The organism is Mycobacterium hubeiense, from assembly GCF_002838065.1.
Classification (GTDB): domain Bacteria; phylum Actinomycetota; class Actinomycetes; order Mycobacteriales; family Mycobacteriaceae; genus Mycobacterium; species Mycobacterium hubeiense.
This window is the reverse complement of the sequence record NZ_PIZU01000018.1, coordinates 42,464-56,597: the sequence shown is the minus strand read 5'-3', so window position 1 is coordinate 56,597 and position 14,134 is coordinate 42,464. Positions and strand designations below refer to the sequence as shown.

The 14,134-nt window shown below is 67.5% G+C and carries 17 protein-coding genes; 12 read left to right on the top strand and 5 right to left on the bottom strand.

The features are described 5' to 3' along the window. Nucleotides 1-69 precede the first annotated feature (69 nt). On the bottom strand, nucleotides 70-450 hold the full coding sequence (locus tag CWS39_RS15430) for a rhodanese-like domain-containing protein (RefSeq protein ID WP_102143800.1): 381 nt from the start codon (nucleotides 448-450) through the stop codon (nucleotides 70-72). Between the two features lie 43 nt (nucleotides 451-493). On the opposite strand from CWS39_RS15430, the gene CWS39_RS15425 reads away from it, so the two are divergent. The 7 genes from CWS39_RS15425 to CWS39_RS15395 are packed head-to-tail and all read left to right on the top strand — an operon-like array spanning nucleotide 494 to nucleotide 5,209. After that, on the top strand, nucleotides 494-898 hold the full coding sequence (locus CWS39_RS15425) for a PaaI family thioesterase (RefSeq protein ID WP_102143844.1): 405 nt from the start codon (nucleotides 494-496) through the stop codon (nucleotides 896-898). 39 nt (nucleotides 899-937) lie between these two features. Further along, nucleotides 938-1,240 carry an urease subunit gamma gene (locus tag CWS39_RS15420; RefSeq protein WP_102143799.1) on the top strand — a complete coding sequence of 101 codons (303 nt, stop codon included), beginning with the start codon at nucleotides 938-940 and terminating at the stop codon, nucleotides 1,238-1,240. Then, nucleotides 1,237-1,551, top strand: coding sequence for an urease subunit beta (locus CWS39_RS15415; RefSeq protein WP_102143798.1), 315 nt, complete (start codon nucleotides 1,237-1,239; stop codon nucleotides 1,549-1,551). The genes CWS39_RS15420 and CWS39_RS15415 overlap by 4 nt, the downstream gene beginning before the upstream one ends. Continuing rightward, on the top strand, nucleotides 1,548-3,263 hold the full coding sequence (locus tag CWS39_RS15410; protein ID WP_102143797.1) for an urease subunit alpha: 1,716 nt from the start codon (nucleotides 1,548-1,550) through the stop codon (nucleotides 3,261-3,263). The genes CWS39_RS15415 and CWS39_RS15410 overlap by 4 nt, the downstream gene beginning before the upstream one ends. Then, nucleotides 3,263-3,898, top strand: coding sequence for an urease accessory protein UreF (locus CWS39_RS15405; RefSeq protein WP_102143796.1), 636 nt, complete (start codon nucleotides 3,263-3,265; stop codon nucleotides 3,896-3,898). The genes CWS39_RS15410 and CWS39_RS15405 overlap by 1 nt, the downstream gene beginning before the upstream one ends. A gap of 13 nt (nucleotides 3,899-3,911) precedes the next feature. Then, nucleotides 3,912-4,601 carry an urease accessory protein UreG gene (gene ureG / locus CWS39_RS15400; RefSeq protein WP_102143795.1) on the top strand — a complete coding sequence of 230 codons (690 nt, stop codon included), beginning with the start codon at nucleotides 3,912-3,914 and terminating at the stop codon, nucleotides 4,599-4,601. After that, on the top strand, nucleotides 4,583-5,209 hold the full coding sequence (locus CWS39_RS15395) for an urease accessory protein UreD (RefSeq protein WP_102143794.1): 627 nt from the start codon (nucleotides 4,583-4,585) through the stop codon (nucleotides 5,207-5,209). The genes ureG and CWS39_RS15395 overlap by 19 nt, the downstream gene beginning before the upstream one ends. A 6-nt stretch (nucleotides 5,210-5,215) precedes the next feature. Here the strand turns inward: CWS39_RS15395 and CWS39_RS15390 are convergent, their stop codons facing one another. The 3 genes from CWS39_RS15390 to CWS39_RS15380 all read right to left on the bottom strand — a co-directional run bounded on the left by CWS39_RS15390 (nucleotide 5,216) and on the right by CWS39_RS15380 (nucleotide 8,355). Further along, nucleotides 5,216-6,586: an NAD(P)/FAD-dependent oxidoreductase gene (locus CWS39_RS15390; RefSeq protein ID WP_102143793.1), complete on the bottom strand. Its 1,371-nt coding sequence runs from the start codon at nucleotides 6,584-6,586 to the stop codon at nucleotides 5,216-5,218. 108 nt (nucleotides 6,587-6,694) lie between these two features. Beyond that, nucleotides 6,695-7,624 (bottom strand): LLM class F420-dependent oxidoreductase, encoded by a 930-nt coding sequence (locus tag CWS39_RS15385; protein ID WP_102143792.1) that lies wholly within the window; start codon nucleotides 7,622-7,624, stop codon nucleotides 6,695-6,697. Nucleotides 7,625-7,683: 59 nt separating this feature from the next. Further along, on the bottom strand, nucleotides 7,684-8,355 hold the full coding sequence (locus CWS39_RS15380) for an SDR family oxidoreductase (RefSeq protein WP_102143791.1): 672 nt from the start codon (nucleotides 8,353-8,355) through the stop codon (nucleotides 7,684-7,686). Nucleotides 8,356-8,489: 134 nt separating this feature from the next. On the opposite strand from CWS39_RS15380, the gene modA reads away from it, so the two are divergent. The 4 genes from modA to CWS39_RS15360 all read left to right on the top strand — a co-directional run bounded on the left by modA (nucleotide 8,490) and on the right by CWS39_RS15360 (nucleotide 12,258). Further along, on the top strand, nucleotides 8,490-9,248 hold the full coding sequence (modA, locus tag CWS39_RS15375) for a molybdate ABC transporter substrate-binding protein (RefSeq protein WP_431306134.1): 759 nt from the start codon (nucleotides 8,490-8,492) through the stop codon (nucleotides 9,246-9,248). A 32-nt stretch (nucleotides 9,249-9,280) separates the two neighbouring features. Next, nucleotides 9,281-10,042 carry an ABC transporter permease gene (locus CWS39_RS15370; RefSeq protein WP_102143789.1) on the top strand — a complete coding sequence of 254 codons (762 nt, stop codon included), beginning with the start codon at nucleotides 9,281-9,283 and terminating at the stop codon, nucleotides 10,040-10,042. Beyond that, on the top strand, nucleotides 10,039-11,097 hold the full coding sequence (locus tag CWS39_RS15365; protein WP_102143788.1) for a sulfate/molybdate ABC transporter ATP-binding protein: 1,059 nt from the start codon (nucleotides 10,039-10,041) through the stop codon (nucleotides 11,095-11,097). The genes CWS39_RS15370 and CWS39_RS15365 overlap by 4 nt, the downstream gene beginning before the upstream one ends. Before the next feature lie 186 nt (nucleotides 11,098-11,283). Beyond that, nucleotides 11,284-12,258 (top strand): alanine and proline-rich secreted protein Apa, encoded by a 975-nt coding sequence (locus CWS39_RS15360; RefSeq protein WP_102143787.1) that lies wholly within the window; start codon nucleotides 11,284-11,286, stop codon nucleotides 12,256-12,258. A 3-nt stretch (nucleotides 12,259-12,261) separates the two neighbouring features. Here the strand turns inward: CWS39_RS15360 and CWS39_RS15355 are convergent, their stop codons facing one another. Continuing rightward, nucleotides 12,262-12,519, bottom strand: coding sequence for a CDGP domain-containing protein (locus CWS39_RS15355; RefSeq protein ID WP_102143786.1), 258 nt, complete (start codon nucleotides 12,517-12,519; stop codon nucleotides 12,262-12,264). A 598-nt stretch (nucleotides 12,520-13,117) separates the two neighbouring features. Here CWS39_RS15355 and CWS39_RS15350 point away from each other — a divergent pair. Then, complete coding sequence (locus tag CWS39_RS15350; RefSeq protein WP_102143785.1) at nucleotides 13,118-14,134, top strand: zinc-binding alcohol dehydrogenase family protein; 1,017 nt, start codon at nucleotides 13,118-13,120, stop codon at nucleotides 14,132-14,134.

Here is a 14,134-nt window from a genome sequence, read left to right as displayed (position 1 = left end):
GGTCGGGCCCCGCGCCATGTGTGCGGGGCCCGACCGCATTTCACGGATGACCCTGCGGTTCAAGCCTTTTCAGGCTCTATCGACGGCGCCGCCGCTTTCCGCCCAGTCTTTGAAGGCGCCCATGTTGTACACCTCGGCGTACCCCAGTTCCTTGAGCGCCTGACCCGACAGCGCTGAGCGCCCGCCCGACCCGCAGTACAGGATCACGGTCTTGTCTTTGGTGAAATGCTGGTCGTAGTAAGGAGATTCGGGGTCGGCCCGAAACTCCAGCATTCCGCGCGGTACGTGCACCGCGCCCGCGACCTTGCCGGTCTGTTGCACTTCCGGTGCGTCGCGCACATCGACGACCAAGGTGTTGGGCTTGGCCATCAGCTCCTGCGCCTGCGCCGGCGAAATCCGGGGAACGACGGCATTGGCGGCTTCGACGAGGTCCTTCACAGTTTTGGCCATGCCCGACGATAGCGCCGGATCCCCACCGTGTAGACACGAGATCGTGACGACGGAACTGCCCGCCGGCCTCGGCGATGGATTCGACACGGAACTCGGTCTGACCTATCTGGAGGTCACCCCGGATGGTGGGCGCGCGCAACTGACGATCCACGACAAACTGCTGCAACCGTGGGGAATCGTGCACGGCGGCGTGTACTGCTCCATCATCGAGAGCCTCGCCAGCGTGTCCGGCCATGTCTGGCTGACCGAGAACGGCGGCGGCACCGTCGTCGGTGTCAACAACAACACCGACTTTCTGCGCGCGATCAGCGGCGGCACACTGACCGCGGTGTCCACCCCGATCCACCGGGGCCGCCGCCAGCAGCTGTGGTTGATCACCATCACCGACGAGAACGACCGCGCGGTGGCGCGCGGCCAGGTGCGGCTGCAGAACCTGCCGCACCAGTAGCGCTGCCGACCGCCGTGGTGCATGGCAATATCGCCGACTATGCGTCTGACCCCGCATGAACAGGACCGGCTGCTGATCTCCTATGCCGCCGAACTGGCTCGCCGTCGACAGGCCCGTGGTCTCAAGCTGAACCACCCCGAAGCCGTCGCGATAATCACCGACCATCTCCTCGAAGGCGCCCGCGACGGCCGCACCGTCGCCGAGCTGATGGTCAGCGGGCGCGAGGTGCTGCGCCGCGAAGACGTGATGGAGGGAGTGCCCGAGATGCTCGACGACGTCCAGGTGGAGGCGACGTTCCCGGACGGCACCAAACTGGTCACCGTCCACCACCCGATCCCATGACACCCGGCGAAATCCTCTACGGCGCCGGCGTCGTGGTGATCAACGCCGGTGCGCCGCGACTGACGCTCGACATCGTCAACACCGGCGACCGGCCGGTGCAGGTGGGCAGCCACGTGCATCTGCCACAGGCCAACGCCGCGTTGGACTTTGACCGCGACGCCGCACACGGCTACCGGCTGGACATCCCGGCGGGCACCGCCGTGCGATTCGAGCCCGGTGTGACCCAACGTATTTCGCTGGTTCCACTGGGCGGCAAGCGGGAAGTGCACGGCCTAAGCCTGAATCCGCCCGGTCGGCTGGATGTCTCATGACCGAACTGTCACGGGAGCACTACGCCGCGCTGTTCGGGCCGACCACCGGCGACCGGATCCGATTGGCTGACACCGACCTGTTCATCGAGATCACCGAGGACCGCAGCGGAGGCCCGGGATTGGCCGGTGACGAGGCGGTGTTCGGCGGGGGCAAGGTGCTGCGCGAGTCGATGGGCCAGGGTCGGGCCACCCGTGCCGAGGGCGCACCCGACACGGTCATCACCGGGGCCGTCATCCTCGATTACTGGGGAATCATCAAGGCCGACATCGGGATCCGTGACGGGCGCATCGCCGCGATCGGTAAGGCGGGCAACCCCGACATCATGAGCGGCGTGCATCCGGACCTGGTGGTCGGGCCGTCGACGGAGGTGATCGGCGGCAACGGACGCATCCTCACCGCAGGGGGCATCGACTCCCACGTGCACCTGATCTGCCCGCAGATCCTGGCCGAAGCGCTGGGTGGCGGCATCACCACGATCGTCGGCGGCGGCACGGGACCGGCCGAAGGGAGCAAGGCCACCACCGTGACCCCGGGTGCCTGGCACCTCGCCCGCATGCTGGAATCCCTGGATTCGTGGCCACTGAACGTCGCACTGCTGGGTAAAGGAAATACCGTCAGCGCCGAAGCGATGTGGGAGCAATTGCGGGGCGGCGCTTCGGGTTTCAAGCTGCACGAGGATTGGGGCTCCACCCCGGCGGCTATCGACGCGTGCCTGAGGGTCGCCGACGAATCCGGGGTACAGGTGGCGTTGCACTCCGACACCCTCAACGAAGCCGGGTTCGTCGAGAGCACGGTCGGGGCAATCGCCGGGCGAACGATCCACGCCTACCACACCGAGGGCGCCGGCGGGGGCCACGCACCCGACATCATCACCATCGCGGCCGAACCCAATGTGCTGCCCAGTTCGACCAATCCGACTCGCCCCCACACCGTCAATACGCTCGACGAGCACCTCGACATGCTGATGGTGTGCCACCACCTCAACCCCGCGATCCCCGAGGATCTGGCGTTCGCCGAAAGCCGGATCAGGCCGTCGACCATCGCCGCCGAGGACCTGCTGCACGACATCGGCGCCATATCGATGATCGGAAGCGACTCACAGGCGATGGGCCGCATCGGCGAAGTGGTGATCCGCACCTGGCAGACCGCCCACGTCATGAAGCGCCGTCGCGGGGCGCTCCCTGGTGACGGCCCGGCGGACAACAACCGGGCCCGCCGCTATGTCGCGAAATACACCATCTGCCCGGCGATTGCGCACGGGCTCGACGGCGAAGTCGGCTCGGTGGAGGTAGGCAAGCTGGCCGATCTGGTGTTGTGGGAGCCGGCGTTCTTCGGAGTGCGGCCGCACGCCGTGCTCAAGGGCGGCATGATCGCTTGGGCCGCAATGGGTGACGCCAACGCGTCGATCCCGACGCCGCAGCCGGTGCTACCGCGGCCGATGTTCGGCGCGACGGCTGCGGCCACCACGTCGGTGCATTTCGTTGCGCCGCAGGCAATCGACGATGGGCTCGCCGACCGGATCGCCGTCGACCGCCCGCTGATAGCGGTCAAGGACGTCCGGCACCTCGGTAAGGCTCAGATGCCTCTCAACGATGCTCTGCCGCGTATCGATGTTGAACCCGACACCTTCACAGTCCGTATCGATGGCGACGTGTGGCAGGAGCAGCCCGCCGCGGAACTGCCGATGGCACAACGGTATTTCCTGTTCTGATGACCAGTCTCGCGACGTTGCTCATGCTGTCGGACTCTCGGCTACCGACGGGTGGACATGTGCACTCCGGCGGTATCGAGGAGGCTGTCACCAGCGGCTTGGTGACGGATCTAGCGACGTTGCGGGCGTTTTTGCGCCGCCGCATCCGCACTCATGGTCTGGTGGCCGGCTCGATCGCGGCCGCCGTGCACGGCGGCGGACTGACCGCCGACACCGCCGACCGCGAAACCGACGCGCGCACACCGGCTCCCGCCGCGCGCCAGGCCTCCCGCACCCAAGGTCGTGGGTTGATTCGGCTTGCGCGGCGGGTGTGGCCAGAACACGACTGGGCGCAGTTCGGAGCCACGCCGCACCTCGCGGTCGCGGCGGGCGCCGTCGGAGCGGCCAGCGGCCTGTCGCCCGAACACACCGCCCTGTCGGTGGTGTACACCACGATGACGGGGTCGGCGACCGCCGCACAGCGACTGCTGGCTCTCGACCCCGGTGATGTGGCGGCGCTGACATTCGAACTGTCCGCGCTGTGCGACCACACTGCGACAGAGGCCGGCAAGGGTCTGGCCGATCTGTCCGATCCGCTGCTCGACGTGCTGGCCCAGCGCCACACCGAGCGCGAGCGACCCCTGTTTTTCTCGTAAAGGAGGTCTTCCGGTGCCACCACATTTCCTGGACGGCGAGCCCCACTCGCACATCGAACGACCGAAACGCAGTCGACGGCCGGGGGAGCCGCTGCGCATCGGCATCGGCGGCCCGGTGGGTTCGGGTAAGACCGCGTTGGTGGCCGCGCTGTGCCGTCAATTGCGCGACGAGCTCTCGCTGGCCGTGCTCACCAACGATATCTACACCACCGAGGACGCCGACTTCCTGCGTCGACACGCGGTGCTGCCCGACGAGCGGATCGCCGCCGTGCAGACCGGCGGTTGCCCGCACACCGCGATCCGCGACGACATCACCGCCAACCTGGACGCCATCGACGACCTGATCGAAGCGCATCACCGACCGGAGTCCCCGCTCGATCTCATCCTGGTGGAATCCGGCGGAGACAACTTGACCGCCACCTTTTCGTCGGGTCTTGTCGATGTGCAGATCTTTGTCATCGACGTCGCAGGCGGCGACAAGGTGCCGCGCAAGGGCGGTCCCGGCGTGACGTATTCAGATCTTTTGGTGGTCAACAAAACCGACCTGGCTCAACTGGTCGGAGCCGACCTCGACGTGATGCGCCGCGACGCCGCGGCCGTGCGGCAGGACCGCCCGACGGTGCTGATCTCGCTGACACAGGATCCGACGGCCGGGCCGGTGCTGACCTGGGTGCGAGAGCAACTGTGCGTTCCGACATCCTGATCGTCGCGTGCCCCAACCGGCCGCCACGCATTGAGTGCGGGGGAGCGCTCGCCGCGCGCCGCACCGAACCCGATACCGTGCACCTGGTTTCGGCGGCGGCAACCCCACTCGGCGGGGACAGCGTCGCGGTGCGCATCGTCGTGGAACCTGGGGCGCGGCTTCGGGTGCGAAGTGCCGCGGGCACCGTCGTGCTGCCCGGCGCGGCAACGGCCGAATCACACGCACGCTGGGACCTCGAGGTGGCGGGAGATCTCGATGTCGACCCGCAACCCACCATCGTGGCTAGTCACTCCCGGCATCTCACGTCGACATCGCTTCGCCTGACCGAAACCGGCAGCGTACGGGTGCGGGAGCGCATCCAGATCGGCAGAACCGGTGAGCGGCAAGGCTTTTGGTCCAGTTGTCTGCACGCCGACGTCGACGGCCGGCCGCTGCTGCGGCACCGGATCGAACTGGGTGCCGGTGCGGTGGCCGACGACCAACTCGACACCCCGCTGGCGTGCGTCAGCGAATTACGCTACCCAGCAACAACTTTCGACACCGAAGGCACATTGCTGCAACTGGCGGCGGGCGGCTGCCTGGCCACGTGGCAAGGGCACAGGCTCTAGCCGGCTCTAGCTCGCCGCCTTCTCGTCCTGCACCGCCGCCGCGATCTCCTCGAGCTCTTCGATCCTGGTGCGCGCGTAGGCCTGTTGCTCGGTGATGGTCAGCTGGCCGCGATGGGTGGACAGGAACGTCACCGTCCACGACAGCAGCGTGGTGATCTTGGTCTTGAACCCGATCAAATAGACCAGGTGCAATACCAGCCAGGCCAACCATGCGATAAAGCCGCCGAATTCCAGCGCGCCGATCTTGGCCACCGCGGAGAACCGCGACACCGTGGCCATCGACCCTTTGTCGAAGTACTGGAACGGTTCCCGCGCGCCGGGATCGGCGCCCTTGAGTTCGGCCTTGATCAGGTTGGCGACATACTTGCCGCCTTGGATCGCGCCCTGCGCCATGCCCGGCACGCCTTCGACGGCGGCCATGTCGCCGACCACGAACACGTTGGGGTGGCCCGGGATGGACAGGTCCGGCAGCACCTTGACCCGTCCGGCGCGGTCGAGTTCCACACCCGATTGTTCGGCGAGGTCCTTGCCCAGCGGGCTGGCGGAAACACCCGCCGACCACACCTTGCACGCTGACTCGATGCGGCGAATGGTTCCGTCGGAGTCCTTGACGGTCAAGCCATTTCGGTCCACATCGGTGACCATCGCCCCGAGCTGGATTTCCACCCCCATCTTCTCCAGCCGCGCCTGGGCCTTCTTGCCGAGCTTTTCGCCCATCGGCGGCAGCACCGCGGGCGCGGCGTCGAGCAGGATCACCCGCGCTTTGGTCGAATCGATGTGGCGGAACGCGCCTTTGAGCGTGTGGTCGGCGAGTTCGGCAATCTGGCCTGCCATCTCGACACCGGTGGGGCCGGCACCGATCACGGTGAACGTCAGCAGCTTTTGCCGGCGTACCGGGTCACTGGAACGCTCGGCCTGTTCGAACGCGCCGAGGATCCGGCCGCGCAACTCCAGCGCATCGTCGATGGTCTTCATGCCCGGCGCCCATTCGGCGAAGTGGTCGTTGCCGAAATAGGACTGCCCGGCGCCGGCGGCGACGATCAGTGTGTCGTACGGAGTCCGGTAGGTGTGACCGAGCAACTCCGAGGTGACGGTCTGGTCGGTCAGGTCGATGCGGGTGACGTCGCCGAGCAGGACCTGCACGTTTTTCTGCTTGCGCAGGATCACCCGGGTGGGCGGCGCGATCTCGCCCTCGGAGATGATGCCGGTGGCCACCTGGTACAGCAGCGGCTGAAACAGGTGGTGGGTGGTGCGAGCGATCAGCTTGATGTCGACATCGGCTCGTTTGAGCTTCTTCGCGGCGTTGAGACCGCCGAAGCCAGAGCCGATGATGACGACTTTGTGCCGATCCGATGCAGTGGCTCCGGGGTGGCTCATCTGGGCTCCTCGAGGGGCTACACGTGCAGTTCTCGCCCACTACGGTAGTCGCCCGGTATTTCCGTCGGGGCAGGGGCGGCTGTGGCATTTGCCACGCCGAAAACGGGATTAACCGCGCACGAGTGGCCGCAGCGCCTCGCCGAGCGCGGTGATGTGACCCGGCTGGTAGCCCTGGACGCTGGTCGGCAGATTGACGATGACGCCGTCGATGCCCGCGTCGAGAACTTTCGTCTTGATCTGCTCTGCGATCTGCCCGGCGCTGCCCACGACCATGCGCTGCTTCATCTCATCGGGGATGACGTCCTCGGTGACGTTCTCGTCGACCATGGCGGTGACCAGCATGCTGGTCTCCAGCGTGGCGGGGTCGCGATCGATTTCCTCGCAGCGCTGTTTGACCACGCGTACCTTGCCGGGCAGCTCGTCGAAGCCGGCGATCACATTGAGGTGGTCGAAGTGCTTGGCGGCCAGCGGGATGGTCTTCTTCTCGCCGCTGCCGCCGATCATCAGCGGGATGTGGTCGCGCAAGCGCGGTTCGGCCATCGCCTCCCTGGTGCGATAGTACTTGCCGTCCACCGTCGGCCGCTCGCCCTTGATCATCGGCAGGATGATGTCGAGGGCTTCGTAGAGCTTGTTGAACCGGTCGGTGAAGGTGCCGAACTCGAATCCGAGCTGATCATGCTCGAGCTCGAACCACCCGGTGCCGATGCCCAGGATCGCGCGGCCCTGGCTCATCACGTCGAGGGTGGTGATGATCTTGGCCAGCAGCGTCGGGTTGCGGTACGTGTTGCCGGTGACCAGCGTGCCGAGTTGCACGCGTTCGGTCGCGGTGGCCAGCCCACCCAGCGCGGTGTAGGCCTCGAGCATCGGCTGGTCGGGGCTGCCCAGCATGGGCAGTTGGTAGAAGTGGTCCATCAAAAAGACCGCGTCGAAGCCCGCCTGGTCGGCCTCTTGGGCCTGGGCGATCACCGTAGGAAAGAGTTCCGCGACGCCGGTGCCGTAGGAGAAGTTGGGAATCTGGAGTCCGAGTCGGATTGTCACAATCAATTAGTAACAACCGGTGAGGGGATTCATTCCCTTCAAGGCCCCAAACGCGAGCCCTACCCGAAGTTGGCCAATGCCCCGCGGCTGACGTGCATGGTCTGGCCGGTGATGTGGCGCGCGGCCGGTGTGCTCAAAAACAGTGCGAGCCGGGCGATTTCGGCCGCCACCGACGGAGGAGTGCTGGAGAGCCCGTCGTAGCCGGGCTCGGCGCTCTTGCCGGACGCGACCGCGTTGACGGTGATGCCGCGGGTGCCGAAGTACTCGGCCTGCCCGGCGGTCCAATCCGAGAGCGCCGCTTTGATGGCGGCCTCGGCGCTGCCGTCGCGCGGGCTCTCGGGAATGACGTTGATGATGGTGCCGCCCGAGCGCAGATGATCGCCCGCGATCGCCACCGTCAGCACCGCCGAGAGCACCGTGGCATCCAGCGCATGGCGCCACGCCGACGCCAGATCGGCCAGCGTGTAGGTGCGCGGATCGCCGGCGTCCCACAGCGGGGCGGGGACATTGACGATGGTGTCGAGGTGATATGGCAACTGCCCGCGGGCCGCTTCGAGGCTTTCGGGGTCGGTGTTGTCGAACACGATCGAATCGACGTCGAGTTCCTTGGCGGCGACTTCGAGGTCGTCGCGGCGGGCGCCGGCGATCACCACCTTGTGGCCGGCGTCGCGAAAGCCTTCTGCGACAGTGCGGCCCAAGTCGGTGTCGCCGCCGGTGACCAGCACCTCCATCGGTGACCTCCCTCGTGTTCAACGCTGAACGGGCGTGAATCAAACACCGATGTTACTGGACGGTAGCTAGAGCGCGAAACCCGACGCGCAGACGTTCCCCGACGGCGACAGACTTGTGACCTAGGGTTTGATCCGTGCCTCGGATGCTGACCCTTGCAGTTGCCTTGTCGACGCTGGTAGCGGGCCTGGCGGCGTGCGGTTCCCGCGATGACGAGTCCGGCGAATCGATCACCGTCTATGCCGCGGCGTCGCTGCGGGACACCTTCACCCAGATCGGTGAACAGTTCGAGAACGACAACCCCGGAACATCGGTTGAGTTAAACTTCGCCGGCTCCTCCGATTTGGTCACGCAGCTGACGCAGGGCGCCACCGCAGACGTCTTCGCATCCGCCGACACCAAGAACATGAACATAGCCGCCGACGCGGGGCTGCTGGCCACAGATCCAGTGAGCTTCGCGACCAACACCCTGACGATCGTGACCGCGCCGGACAACCCGAAAGAGATCGTCTCCTTCGCTGACCTGACCAAGCCGGGCGTGACGGTCGTGGTGTGCGCGGCGCCGGTGCCCTGCGGATCGGCGGCGGAGCGCATCGAAGAGCGCAGCGGTATCCGGCTCGACCCGGTCAGCGAGGAATCGTCGGTCACCGATGTGCTCAACAAGGTGACGAGCGGGCAGGCCGACGCGGGCCTGGTGTACGTCACGGACGCCCGCAGCGCCGGCGACAAGGTCGCGACAGTGAACTTCCCCGAATCCGCCGGTGCCGTGAATACCTACCCGATCGCGGCCCTGAAGGATTCTGCACATCCAGAGTTGGCCGCGAAGTTCGTCGACGCGGTCACCGGCGAATCCGACCAGCGGATCCTCTCCGACGCGGGTTTCGGGAAACCTTGACCACTGCACCGCCGTTACCGCGCTGGATCTACATGCCGGCGACCGTCGGCGCCGTGTTTGTCGTGCTTCCCCTGATCGCGGTGGCCGCCAAGGTCGACTGGCCCCAGTTCTGGTCCTTGATCTCCAGCCCGTCGTCGCGCACGGCGTTGGCGCTGAGCCTGAAGACAGCGGCGGCCAGCACGGTGCTGTGTGTCCTGCTGGGCGTGCCGATGGCGCTGGTACTGGCCCGCAGCCGGTCGCGGATTGTGCGGGTTATTCGGCCGCTGATTCTGTTGCCGCTGGTGCTGCCGCCGGTGGTGGGCGGGATCGCGCTGCTGTACGCATTCGGCCGGCTCGGCCTGGTGGGGCAGTACCTCGACGCAGCAGGCATCAATATCGCGTTCACGACGGCGGCGGTGGTGCTGGCGCAGACGTTCGTGTCGCTGCCGTTTCTGGTCATCGCGTTGGAGGGGGCGGCACGCACCGCGGGTACCGACTACGAAGTGGTGGCGGCCACGCTGGGCGCCCGGCCGTCCACGGTGTGGTGGCGGGTGTCGCTGCCGCTGTTGGCGCCCGGGCTGCTCTCCGGCGCGGTGCTGGCGTTCGCCCGTGCGCTCGGCGAATTCGGCGCCACGCTGACGTTCGCGGGTTCTCGCGAGGGCGTCACCCGCACCTTGCCACTGGAGATCTACCTGCAGCGCGAAAGTGACGCCGACGCCGCGGTGGCGCTATCACTGGTGCTCGTCGTGGTGGCCGCCGTGGTGGTGCTCGGGTTGGGCAGCCGTCGGCTGCAAGCGAACGGCTGGCAAACGTGACGTCAGTTCAGCTCAGCGCCGTCGTCGAAAGTCGGGGAGTAGAGCTGGAATTCGAGCTGGCGGCCGGTGAGGTGCTGGCCGTGCTGGGGCCGAACGGGGCAGGAAAGTCCACGGCGCTGCATGTGATCGCGGGCCTGATCCAGCCCGACCGGGGCGTGGTGCGGGCCGGCGACCGAGTGTTGACCGACACCTCCGCCGGGGTGCACGTGCCGACACATGACCGCCGCGTCGGCCTGCTGCTGCAAGATTCGCTGCTGTTCCCGCATCTGAGCGCCGCGGCCAATGTCGCGTTCTCGCCCCGTAGTTCGCGGGCGTCGGCGCAACGTTGGCTGGCCGAGGTCGACGCCGGGGATCTCGCCGACCGGATGCCGCGCGCGCTGTCCGGGGGACAGGCTCAACGGGTGGCGCTGGCCCGCGCGCTGGCCGCCGAACCTGATGTCTTGCTGCTCGACGAGCCGCTGGCCGGGTTGGACGTCGGCGTCGCCACCGCGATGCGCAAGGTGCTGCGCCGGGTGCTGACCCGCGATCACCGCTCGGCGGTGATCGTCACCCACGACCTGCTCGACGTCCTCACCCTCGCCGACCGGGTGCTGATCCTGGATTCTGGGCGCATCGTCGAAACTGGTTCGACAGCAACGGTATTGGCCGCACCGCGCAGCCATTTCGGGGCGCGGTTCGCGGGGGTGAACCTGGTCAGCGGCACGGCGGGCGCCGACGGAGTGCTCACCACCGACTGGGGTACGTCGTGGCACGGCCGCGCGGCCGAGGATCTGACGGTCGGTGCGCCGGCGGTGGCGATATTTCCGCCCGCCGCGGTCGCGGTGTATCGCGAGCCTGCGCACGGCAGCCCGCGAAACACTGTTCAGGTCACCGTCGCCGAGCTCGACGCGCGAGGCCGCTCGGTGCGGATCCGCACCGACGAACAACCCGACGGCGCGCCCGGCCTGGCGGCGGATGTCACCGCGGGCTCCGTCGCCGAGCTGGCGCTGGCACCCGGCGAGCGAATCTTCTTCACCGTGAAAGCGCAGGAAGTAGCGGTGCATCCGGCGCCGTAACGGCAATGATCCACGTCACGATTTACCGGTAGACCCACGCGGCACGCGCGCGGTGGCCCCGTCGTGCCAGCAATCGGTGGATGCATTTGCGAGGAGCGGGTTTTCGCGCCCCAGCAACATCACGATTGAACACTCTAAGAGCAACTCACACTTGCGTCACGGCGGTAACACGGTAGTTTCATCCCCATGGAGCAGCCGGACGCGAATTCGGAACACCGCAGGGGTATCTCGAACAGGCTGGCTATCGCGGCGATGGCCGGTGCCACCGCAGTGGCGCTGGCCTTGCCGACGGTGGCACATGCCGACCCCGAGCCGCCTCCGCCGCCCCCGCCGGGCAACACCTTCCTGCCCGCGCCGCCGCCGGCGGACCCGAACGCGCCGCCACCCCCGCCGCCGGGTGCTGTGCCGCCACCCGCGGACCCGAACGCACCGCCACCTCCGCCTGGCGCCGCACCACCGCCCGCCGACCCGAACGCGGCGCCGCCCGCGCCCGAGCCGGGCCGAGAGAACAACGCGGCCGGCGGCTTCAGTTACGTGGTGCCGGCGGGCTGGAAGGTCTCCGACGCCACTCAGCTGTCGTACGGGCAGGCGCTGTTGACCAAGATTCCGCCGCAGGGCACTCCGGAGCCGCCCAGCGACACCAGCATCCTGCTCGGGCGCCTGGACCTGAAGTTGTTCGCGGGTGCCGAGGCCGACAACAGCAAGGCCGCCGCGCGCCTGGCGTCCGATATGGGTGAATTCTTCATGCCGTTCCCGGGCACCCGGATCAACCAGGAGACGGTTGAACTGAACGCGAACGGCGCGCCCGGCGTCGCCTCCTACTACGAGGTGAAGTTCACCGACACCAACAAGCCCAATGGCCAGATCTGGGCGGGCGTGGTCGGTGAGCCGACCGCACCCGGTACGCCGCGCGGCCAGCGCACGCCGGAACGGTGGTTCGTCGTGTGGTTGGGGTCGGCCAACAACCCGGTCGACAAGGACGCGGCCGTCACGCTGGCCAATTCGATCCGGCCATGGACTCCGCCCGCTGCGCCGCCGCCGGACCCGAACGCGCCGCCGCCTCCGCCGGCAGATCCCAATGCGCCACCGCCGCGGCCCGGGGTCGGTGTTCCGGTCCCGGTGACCGATGCGCCGCCGGAGATGATGCCCCCGCCGGCGTAGGCCTTACGGACCGACGTACGGCACCTGGCCGGCGAGGTTGTTCACGTTGAGCAGGTAACAGTTGGTGCCGCCGAAGCCCATGGCGCCTGCGGTGACGCATCGCTGGAAGGTGCCGTCGCCGGCGATCGGCCCGTCGCAGGTGGTGCCCCCGCCCCATGGTGTCCAGCCGCCTTGGCACCCGGCGCTCGCCGGCGCGGCCGCAGCGACAGCTATTCCGCCCGCGGCGAGTGCGCTAATAGCAAGTGCTGCAAGGGTTTTCATCTTCTCTCTCCTCCGTGGATGCGCCGGGGGCTTACACCGGCACGGCAAGCTCGGTCCGCCGCTCGCGCCTTGCGGGCGACGGCCATGACGATCGTTTGCTGGCGAAGCCCTGTTACAGAAGTGACAGATGTGGAATCTGTGGTTCCGGGTGATTGCCAGCCGTCGCATCTCGGTCGCACGCGCGTACGGCCACCGAGGCGCCACGCCCTGTCGGGGGGCGACGGTTCACACTGGTATAGCAGTGATTCCGCGCTCCTCATCACGACCTCCACGGCTGACGGCGCCGCCCTGACGAAGCAGCTGCCACGCCCACGGCGAGTTGCCACTTGTTAGCAAGCCTAGCCGTATTTCGACGCGCCGACAAAGACGATTTCGTTTGCTCGATCGCCACCTTTGCCGAATCAAGCACTCGGCGTGTGCAATTGACTTTGCCGTCAGCGAAACCTGCTGATCAGCGCACCTGGCATCGCCCCGGAAAGCACACCCGCTGGGCACAGATTGTGTGACCGCGGATTAGCCGGTCACGGTCCGCAGGGGCAATGATTACGCTCGACGACGTTGCAGAGTGGCCAGCGACGGGCAGGAGTCACCGCAGAGGATGAACGCCGGCACGATGACCGCTTGGCGGGTGCGCCGTCCCGGTCCGATGCGCACCCGCCCACTGGAACGCGTCAACACCCCCGTGCCGCAGCCGGATTCGGGCGAACTGCTCGTCAGAGTGCTGGCCTGCGGTGTCTGCCGCACCGATCTGCATGTGGCCGAGGGCGACTTACCCGTGCATCGGCCCGGCGTCACGCCCGGCCACGAGGTGGTCGGGGAAGTGGTGGCGACCGGTCCAGACGCCGGCGCAGAGTTCTCCGTCGGCAACCGCGTCGGCATCGCCTGGCTGCGCCACACCTGCGGCGAGTGCGCGTTCTGCCTGCGTGGCCACGAGAATCTCTGCCCGCAGTCCCGCTACACCGGATGGGACGCCGACGGTGGATACGCCGAATTCGCCACGGTGCCCGCCGATTACGCGCATCCGCTGCCGTCCGGCTATTCCGATACCGAGCTTGCGCCGCTGTTGTGCGCGGGCATCATCGGCTACCGGTCGCTGTTGCGCGCCGAATTGCCCGCCGGCGGGCGACTGGGCATCTACGGATTTGGCGGCAGCGCACACATCACCGCTCAGGTGGCCATCGCACAAGGGGCGGAGGTCCACGTCATGACCCGCGGGGAGCAGGCACGCGAGCTCGCGTTGGCCCTCGGCGCAGCCTCGGCGCAGGGCGCCACCGACCGGCCGCCGGCGCCGCTCGACGCGGCGATCCTCTTCGCGCCCGTGGGTGATCTGGTGTTACCAGCACTCGAGGCGCTGGATCGCGGCGGCACTCTTGCGATCGCGGGCATCCATCTCAGCGACATCCCCGCATTGAACTATCAGCGCCATCTGTTCCAAGAACGCCAACTGCGTTCGGTGACGTCGAATACCCGGGCGGACGCCCGCGCGTTCCTGTCCTTCGCCGCAGAGCATCGTATCGAGGTGACGACACCGCAGTATCCGCTCGCACGCGCCGACGATGCGCTGACCGACCTCAGCGAGGGCCGCATCGCGGGTGCGGCGGTCTTGTTGATGTAG